Here is a 6,431-nt window from a genome sequence, read left to right on the forward strand (position 1 = left end):
TAAGGGGAGCAGTAGCAGCCGCGCAGTTTACCCGTTTGCCGGCGCTTATGCCTTACGCCATTGCGGCAAGCCGATCAGCACCACCGCGCCGACGATCACCCCCATCGCCGCCGCCTCCCACACCCCAATGTGCTCACCGGCGAAGGCGATGCCCAGCAGCACCGCCACCACCGGGTTGACATAGGCATAGCTGGTGGCGGCAGCCGGGCGCACGTGGCGCAGCAGGTAGGTGTAGGCGCTGAACGCAACGATCGAGCCGAGCACGGTGAGGTAGGCCAGCGCCAGCCAGCCGCTGGCCCCCGGCGGCTGGGTCATGCGCTCGCCACTGAGCAAGCTGCCGAGCAGGCAAATGGCGCCGCCCACCAGCATTTGCACGGCACTGGCCATGGCCCCCGGCGGCAGCGGCAGGGCGCGGCTCCACACCGAGCCAAAGGCCCAGGCGGCCGCGGCGAACAGCACCACCAGCGCGCCCCACGGGCTGGCCTGCAGGTTGCTGCCGAGGTTGAGCAGCACGATGCCGCCCATGCCCATGGCGATCCCGGCCCACTCCACCGGCGAGGTGCGCTGGCCACGCAGCATCACGAAAATCAGCGTGAACAACGGCACCGTGGCTACGGTGAGCGCCGCCACCCCTGAAGACACCCCGGCGTGCTCGGCCAGCGACACCCCGCCGTTGCCACAACTGAGCAACAAAAAGCCAATGGCGCCGCCGGCCAGCCATTGTTGCCGGGTCGGCCTGGGCGCGCCGCGCCAGCGCAGAAAGCCATACAGCAACCCGCCGGCCAGCATGAAGCGCACCCCGGCCAGCAGCAGCGGCGGCCAGGTTTGTACACCGATGCGGATGAACAGGTAGGTCGAACCCCAAATGAAGTACAACGCGAAGAAACACGCGGCGAGCAGGAGCGTGGAGCGGGCGGCAGGCATGGCAGGCAATCTCTGATCGTTCAGTCGATTAACGCGCGAAGCGCGGCGGCCGTCGTGGCCTTTTTCTAGTATTGAAGAGCTTGCGCGGCCCGGCTCAGTTGCGCAATAGCAACGGGCCGTCGATCGGCACATAGCGGCTGGCGGCGCGGATCAACGCCCCCGCGGTCAGCCCCGGCACGCCGTAGGCCACCGCCTCGACTTTGTCGCGCTCGATGATGCGCTGCAGCAGCAGGTCGAAGTCGCCATCGCCGGAGGCCAGCACCACTTCGTCGACCCGCGGCGCGGCGTCGAGGATGTCGATGGTGATGCCCACGTCCCAGTCGCCCTTAGCCGAGCCGTCGGCGCGCTGGATGTACGGTTTGAGCTTCACGGTGAAGCCCAGGTTGCGCAGGATTTGCTGAAACTGCTGCTGGCGCGCGTCGCCGCGCTCGATGGCGTAGGCGTAGGCTTCAACGATCTCGCCGTCGCGGGCGATGCTGTTCCAGAACGCTGAATAGTTGAAATGGCAGCCGTAGGCCTGGCGCACGGTGTAGTAGAGGTTCTGCACATCGGCGAATACGGCGATTTTTTTCACGGGCAGCCCCTGTTTTGTGTGCCGGAAACGACAGCGCCGCCTGAAGGCGGCGCTGCGTCAAGGCTTCAGTATGCCAGCCTCAGACGTAATCATCATCGTCAAAGAAGCCGCCATCGGCGCCATCGCTGCCCCAGTCGGTGTTCGAGAAGCCACCGGCGTCCTGGTTCCAGTTGTCGCCGCCGTTGCCATTGTCGGCGTAGGCATCCGGCGCCATGGGCTCTTCGCGGATCACCTCGACAATCTCTTGCGGGGCATTGTTGTGGTGGAACAGGCTGCTGATGCCCTCGGCGAGCATCACGCCCCCGGCCACCCCGGCCGCGGTTTGCAGCGCGCCGCGCATAAACCCACCCGCCGCTGGCGCGGCCTGGGGTTGTGGCGGTGGCGCATAGCCCTGCTGTGGCGCTGGCGAAGGCTGGCCCCAGCCGCTGTTGGGCTCGCGCCAGCCGCCGGCGGGGTTGCCGCGCGGGGCGGCGGCGGGCTGTTCACGGTTGCCACCGCCGAACAGGCTGGACAAAAAACCACCGCTTTGCTGGGCCGGCGCCTGGCTGCGCGCGCGGGCTTCGTCGAGTTCGGCCTGCAGTTGGCGTTTTTGCTCGTCCAGGCGCTTGAGCGCGGCTTCCTGCACCAGGATGGCCTGGGCCATGTAGTAGGCTGCCGCCGGCTGCCCGGCCAGATGCTCCTTGATCCGTTGGTCGGCCTGCGCATCGCGCGCGCCGCCTTCTGCCTCGGCCTTTTTCAGGCGGGCAAACAAGCCATCGATCAAGGTTTGCTCTTCGCTGTTCATGGCGACCTCGTAACGTTGCCAAATTAGGCTGGCCCCACGGGCCAGTCACAAAATGATGGGGCCCCGGCAGGCGGCTTTCAATCGTTCACATGGATGAAAGTTAATTTATCCACCCCCCTCGATCAGCTACAGTGTGGGCCTGCTTTGCCAACCGATAGCCGCCCGATGAATCCGCTGACCATCCTGCAAGACGCTTTTTACTTCTTTCGCCGCCACCTGTTTTCCATCGCCCAACTGTGCTTGCCACTGGTGGTGCTGGAAGCCCTGGCCGAACAACTGGTGGCGCGCAGCCAAGGGCCATCGGGCTCACCTGTGTTCGACATCCTCGTGGGCCTGCTGTTCTATCCGCTGTACACCGGCGCCCTGATCTACTTCCTCGACGCCCGCAGCAATGGCGACGCACCCAACGCCCAGGCGCTGTGGTCGATGGCCCTGCGGCTGTGGCCGAAGTTCGCCCTGCTGGCGGCGATCAGCACGCTGTTCATCATGCTCGGCATGTCGCTGTTCGTGCTGCCGGGGCTGTGGATCATGACCAAGCTGGTGTTTGCCGAGTACCTGCTGGTATTGCGCGGCCTGACGCCGCTGGCGGCAATCAAGCAAAGCTTCGAGCTCAGCCGCGGTTGGTTCTGGCAAATCCTCGCCTGCTTGCTGCTGGTGCTGGTGCCGCTGTGGGTGATCGACTGGGCCAGCAGCGAGGTGTACCCGGCCGATGGCCACTGGGCGGTGTCGCTGTTGATCGACAGCCTCAATAGCTTCCTGCAACTGTTTACCACCGTGGTGCTGTTCCGCCTGTTCATGCTGATCAGCGACCCGACCCAGCGGCAAAACGCCTAGCCGTTGCGCTATGCTCGCAGCGTCTGCCCTGTGAACGGTGTGCCGATGCGGCGTGTACGCAATGCCTTGCTGCTGTTGTTGCTGCTGGCCATCGTGGCCGGCGTGCTGCTGTACCGCAGTGCCTGGCACCCGCCGCGGCAAATGGCGATCGCGCCGCTATGCCGTGGCAGCGCGCCTTCGCTGGTGCCCGGCCAGGCACTGAAGGTGATGACCTGGAACGTGCAAGCCCTGGCCGGCAACGACGGCGGCAGCGGCACCCCGACCCCGGCAGACCTCGCCCACGGCCTGGACGAAGTCGCCCGGGTGGTGCGCGAAGAACACCCCGACGTACTGCTGTTGCAGGAAGTCGACAACGGCGCCCAGGCCACCGCTGGGCAAGACCAACTGGCCCTGCTGCGCGAACGCCTGGCCGACCTCTACCCCTGCAGCGCCCAGGCCTACGACTTCAAAGCCAGCTTCGTGCCCAGTTGGCACGGCTTCGGCGCCGCGGGCCGCACGCTCGCCACCCTCAGCCGTTACCGCCTGGAAAAAGCCGAACGCCTGCAATTGCCACTGCCGGGCAACGCCCTGAGCCAGCTGTTCGCCCCCCAGCCGGCGCTGCTGTCGAGCTACCTGAACATGGCCGACGGCAGCCTGCTGGCGGTGCTCAATACGCACTTGGCCAGCTACCAGGCGGGCAACGACGGCCAGCGCAACCAACTGATTACCCTGCGCCGGCGCCTTGACCGCCTCGAAGGCCAGGGCACCCCATGGCTGCTCGGCGGCACCCTCAACGCCTTGCCCCTGGGCCAGTACCGCCGCCTGGAGCCTGCCCTGCAGCCACAATACGCCCCCAACAGCGACCTGCACCTGCTCTGGGACGCCTACCCAATGGTCCCCAGCAACGCCCAGGCGGGCGGCCAGCAACGGGCGCAATGGCTCACCTACCTGGGTGGCGCCGCCCCCGACGGCGGCCCGGACCGCACCCTGGATTACCTGTTCCTGAGCCCGGGGCTGGGCAAGCTGGAGGCGCGGGTGCGGCAGGCGGATACACAGGGGATTTCCGGGCATTTGCCGGTGTGGGTGCGGGTGATGCTGCCGGCTCAAGCTACACAATAGCTACACAGCGTTGTATGCTATTCCATAGCCGCACACTTTAGAGGCCACCCATGAACGACATACCCCGTGAAAAGCCCGTCTCGCTGAACATGCGAGTGGATGCAAAAAAACGCAGCCTGATTGATGCTGCGGTGCAAATTCTAGGTGTCGATCGCACTAGTTTCATTCTGGACGCTGCGTGCCGAAAAGCGGAAGACGTGCTTTTGGATCGCCGCCTCTTTGTTCTGGACGATGAAGCCTTCGAGCGCTTCGAGCAGGCGCTCGATGCCAACCCGCTGCGTACCAACGAGAAACTTCAAGCATTGCTCCAGCGCCCAAAACCATGGAAGTGAGTGCACCGCAACGCCTGGACGATACTCACCAATGGGCCAGCTTCGATTGTGGCGTTGAGTCGATCAACGATTATCTGCATCGGCGCGCGCTCAAGGCGCAGCAACTGAAACACGCTGCGGTTTATGTCGTGTGTTTCGCCAACAGCCGCGAAGTGGCGGGTTTCTACACATTGAGCAATGGCTCCATTGCACGGGCACATGTGGCACCCCGGCGGTTACAACGGAACTCACCCGACCAGCACCCAGTGACCATCCTTGGCCGTATGGGAGTCACACGCCAAGCTCAGGGAGCGGGGCTCGCGGTAGCGTTGCTGCAAGATGCTATCGAGCGAAGCCTGATCGCCTCTGAAGTAATAGGCTCAACCGCATTGGTCGTGCACCCGTTGGATGATCGCTTAGCAGGCTTTTATGCGAAATACGCAGGTTTTCAATACTGCCTTGACCTATCCCCGACAACGATGATGCTGGCCTTGCGGTAGCTCTTCCATCACCGTAGAAAAATCTAGTAACACTACCCCACAAGATTTCACCCCCGCCGCCTCGTTAGCCTATGGCGTTCCCTAATCACGAGGCTGCAATGAACTCCACCCCTTTGCGTTTACTGGCTGTCGCCACCCTGCCCCTGCTCATCGCCGCCCAGGCTTCGGCCCATGGCCTGTGGACCGAACAGCGCCGCGGCCATGTCGAGGTCGTGTTCGGCGAAGGCGCTGAAGACGACGCCTTCAACCCCGCCCAAGTCAAAGCTGCCCAGGCCTATGGCGCCGATGGCAAGCCGCTGACCATCGCCATCGAACGGCTCGACAATCACGCCCGCCTGCTGCCTGCCAGCGGCGCCGCGGTAGTGGCGGTAGAACTCGATGCCGGGGTCTGGACCAAGAACGCCGCGGGCGAATGGGCAGAAAAACCCAAAGCCGAGGTGAAGGACGCCGTGCAGGCGATCAAGGGCGTGAAATACAGCGTGGCTGTGCATGACCACTACCAGGCGCTGCCAGCCTTCGACCAACTGGGGCTGGTAATCGTCCCGCAGGCAGACCCGACCCGCGTGGGCACCGGCAAGCCGCTGAAGGTGAAGGTGCTGCATAACGGCAAACCCATGGCCGACGTGAAGGTATACGGCGACTACCGCGGCATGCCCAGCCAGGCCAGCGCGACCACCGATGCCAATGGCGTGGCGGAAATCACCGTGCGCAACGAGGGCCTGAACGTGGTGGCCGCGTACGCCTCGGTGCCGGTGAAGGGCGACAAAGCGGTGGATGAACTGGGGTATTTCACCTCGCTCACCTTTGTCGGCGAAGAGCATCAGGAGTGAGGGTGGGCTGAGGGGCCCTTCGCCCGGCACAGCCGGCCTCCCACCAGCTTTGTGTAAGCACTTGATTTACAAGGTAACATAAAACCTGTGGGAGGCCGGCTGTGCCGGGCGAGGGGCCAGCCAGGTCATGCGCTCGGTAAAACCGCCTAGAAAAATCAGGGCTTTTTGCCCTCAATTACCGCTTTGATTGCTTAAGTGAACAGCATTACGGCACAGCCGGAGTGCCGGGAGAAGGACCCTCGAACCCAAGTATCATCCCGGCTGATTTTTACAATCGCCTCTATCAAGTTCTCCGAAGGCGGCTGCGGCGAGAGACTAACCCCGTAGCCAGATACCTACCCCCTACGGAGAACACACATCATGAAACGCCAAGCCATCGCCCTCGCCCTTTCGCTCATCGCCGCCGGCAGCTTCGGCTTCCAGGCCGCCCACGCCGCGCCCCTGGCCGCCCAACCTCAGGTACAGGTTGCTCAGGACGGCGCTGACCGTAACCTGAACAGCGTTGCCCAGGACGGCGCCGACCGCAGCCTGCAAACGGTTGCCCAGGACGCCAGCGAGTACAACCAGAACGGTGTG

9 protein-coding genes are annotated in these 6,431 nt (G+C 64.2%); 6 read left to right on the plus strand and 3 right to left on the minus strand.

The annotated features are described in order from the left end of the window. Positions 1–45: 45 nt before the first annotated feature. The 3 genes from yedA to ACFZCE_RS02245 all read right to left on the minus strand — a co-directional run bounded on the left by yedA (position 46) and on the right by ACFZCE_RS02245 (position 2,282). The gene (gene yedA / locus ACFZCE_RS02235) at positions 46–924 is read right to left on the minus strand and encodes a drug/metabolite exporter YedA (protein ID WP_390935656.1); all 879 of its coding nucleotides are present in this window, start codon (positions 922–924) and stop codon (positions 46–48) included. Positions 925–1,018: 94 nt separating this feature from the next. After that, positions 1,019–1,498, minus strand: coding sequence for an NYN domain-containing protein (locus tag ACFZCE_RS02240; RefSeq protein ID WP_390935658.1), 480 nt, complete (start codon positions 1,496–1,498; stop codon positions 1,019–1,021). Positions 1,499–1,577: 79 nt separating this feature from the next. Then, positions 1,578–2,282, minus strand: coding sequence for a DUF2076 family protein (locus tag ACFZCE_RS02245; protein ID WP_390935660.1), 705 nt, complete (start codon positions 2,280–2,282; stop codon positions 1,578–1,580). A 165-nt stretch (positions 2,283–2,447) separates the two neighbouring features. Between ACFZCE_RS02245 and ACFZCE_RS02250 the strand changes: the two genes are divergently transcribed. The 6 genes from ACFZCE_RS02250 to ACFZCE_RS02275 form a co-directional block, all read left to right on the plus strand. Continuing rightward, complete coding sequence (locus ACFZCE_RS02250; protein ID WP_390935662.1) at positions 2,448–3,116, plus strand: YciC family protein; 669 nt, start codon at positions 2,448–2,450, stop codon at positions 3,114–3,116. A 45-nt stretch (positions 3,117–3,161) separates the two neighbouring features. Next, on the plus strand, positions 3,162–4,214 hold the full coding sequence (locus ACFZCE_RS02255; protein ID WP_390935663.1) for an endonuclease/exonuclease/phosphatase family protein: 1,053 nt from the start codon (positions 3,162–3,164) through the stop codon (positions 4,212–4,214). A 50-nt stretch (positions 4,215–4,264) separates the two neighbouring features. Further along, the gene (locus ACFZCE_RS02260) at positions 4,265–4,546 is read left to right on the plus strand and encodes a DUF1778 domain-containing protein (RefSeq protein ID WP_390935665.1); all 282 of its coding nucleotides are present in this window, start codon (positions 4,265–4,267) and stop codon (positions 4,544–4,546) included. Continuing rightward, positions 4,537–5,025 carry a GNAT family N-acetyltransferase gene (locus tag ACFZCE_RS02265; protein ID WP_390935666.1) on the plus strand — a complete coding sequence of 163 codons (489 nt, stop codon included), beginning with the start codon at positions 4,537–4,539 and terminating at the stop codon, positions 5,023–5,025. The genes ACFZCE_RS02260 and ACFZCE_RS02265 overlap by 10 nt, the downstream gene beginning before the upstream one ends. Positions 5,026–5,123: 98 nt before the next feature. After that, positions 5,124–5,855 (plus strand): DUF4198 domain-containing protein, encoded by a 732-nt coding sequence (locus ACFZCE_RS02270; RefSeq protein ID WP_390935668.1) that lies wholly within the window; start codon positions 5,124–5,126, stop codon positions 5,853–5,855. A gap of 360 nt (positions 5,856–6,215) precedes the next feature. Beyond that, positions 6,216–6,431, plus strand: a 216-nt coding sequence (locus tag ACFZCE_RS02275; protein WP_390935670.1) for a hypothetical protein, incomplete at its 3' end; no start/stop codon positions are given.

The organism is Pseudomonas sp. NPDC007930, from assembly GCF_042958985.1.
Classification (GTDB): Bacteria; Pseudomonadota; Gammaproteobacteria; order Pseudomonadales; family Pseudomonadaceae; genus Aquipseudomonas.

Coding starts and splice junctions, on each gene's coding strand:
- yedA (WP_390935656.1), bottom strand. CDS start 924: ATGCCTGCCGCCCGCTCCACGCTCCTGCTCGCCGCGTGTTTCTTCGCG.
- ACFZCE_RS02245 (WP_390935660.1), bottom strand. CDS start 2,282: ATGAACAGCGAAGAGCAAACCTTGATCGATGGCTTGTTTGCCCGCCTG.
- ACFZCE_RS02250 (WP_390935662.1), top strand. CDS start 2,448: ATGAATCCGCTGACCATCCTGCAAGACGCTTTTTACTTCTTTCGCCGC.
- ACFZCE_RS02255 (WP_390935663.1), top strand. CDS start 3,162: ATGCGGCGTGTACGCAATGCCTTGCTGCTGTTGTTGCTGCTGGCCATC.
- ACFZCE_RS02260 (WP_390935665.1), top strand. CDS start 4,265: ATGAACGACATACCCCGTGAAAAGCCCGTCTCGCTGAACATGCGAGTG.
- ACFZCE_RS02265 (WP_390935666.1), top strand. CDS start 4,537: ATGGAAGTGAGTGCACCGCAACGCCTGGACGATACTCACCAATGGGCC.
- ACFZCE_RS02270 (WP_390935668.1), top strand. CDS start 5,124: ATGAACTCCACCCCTTTGCGTTTACTGGCTGTCGCCACCCTGCCCCTG.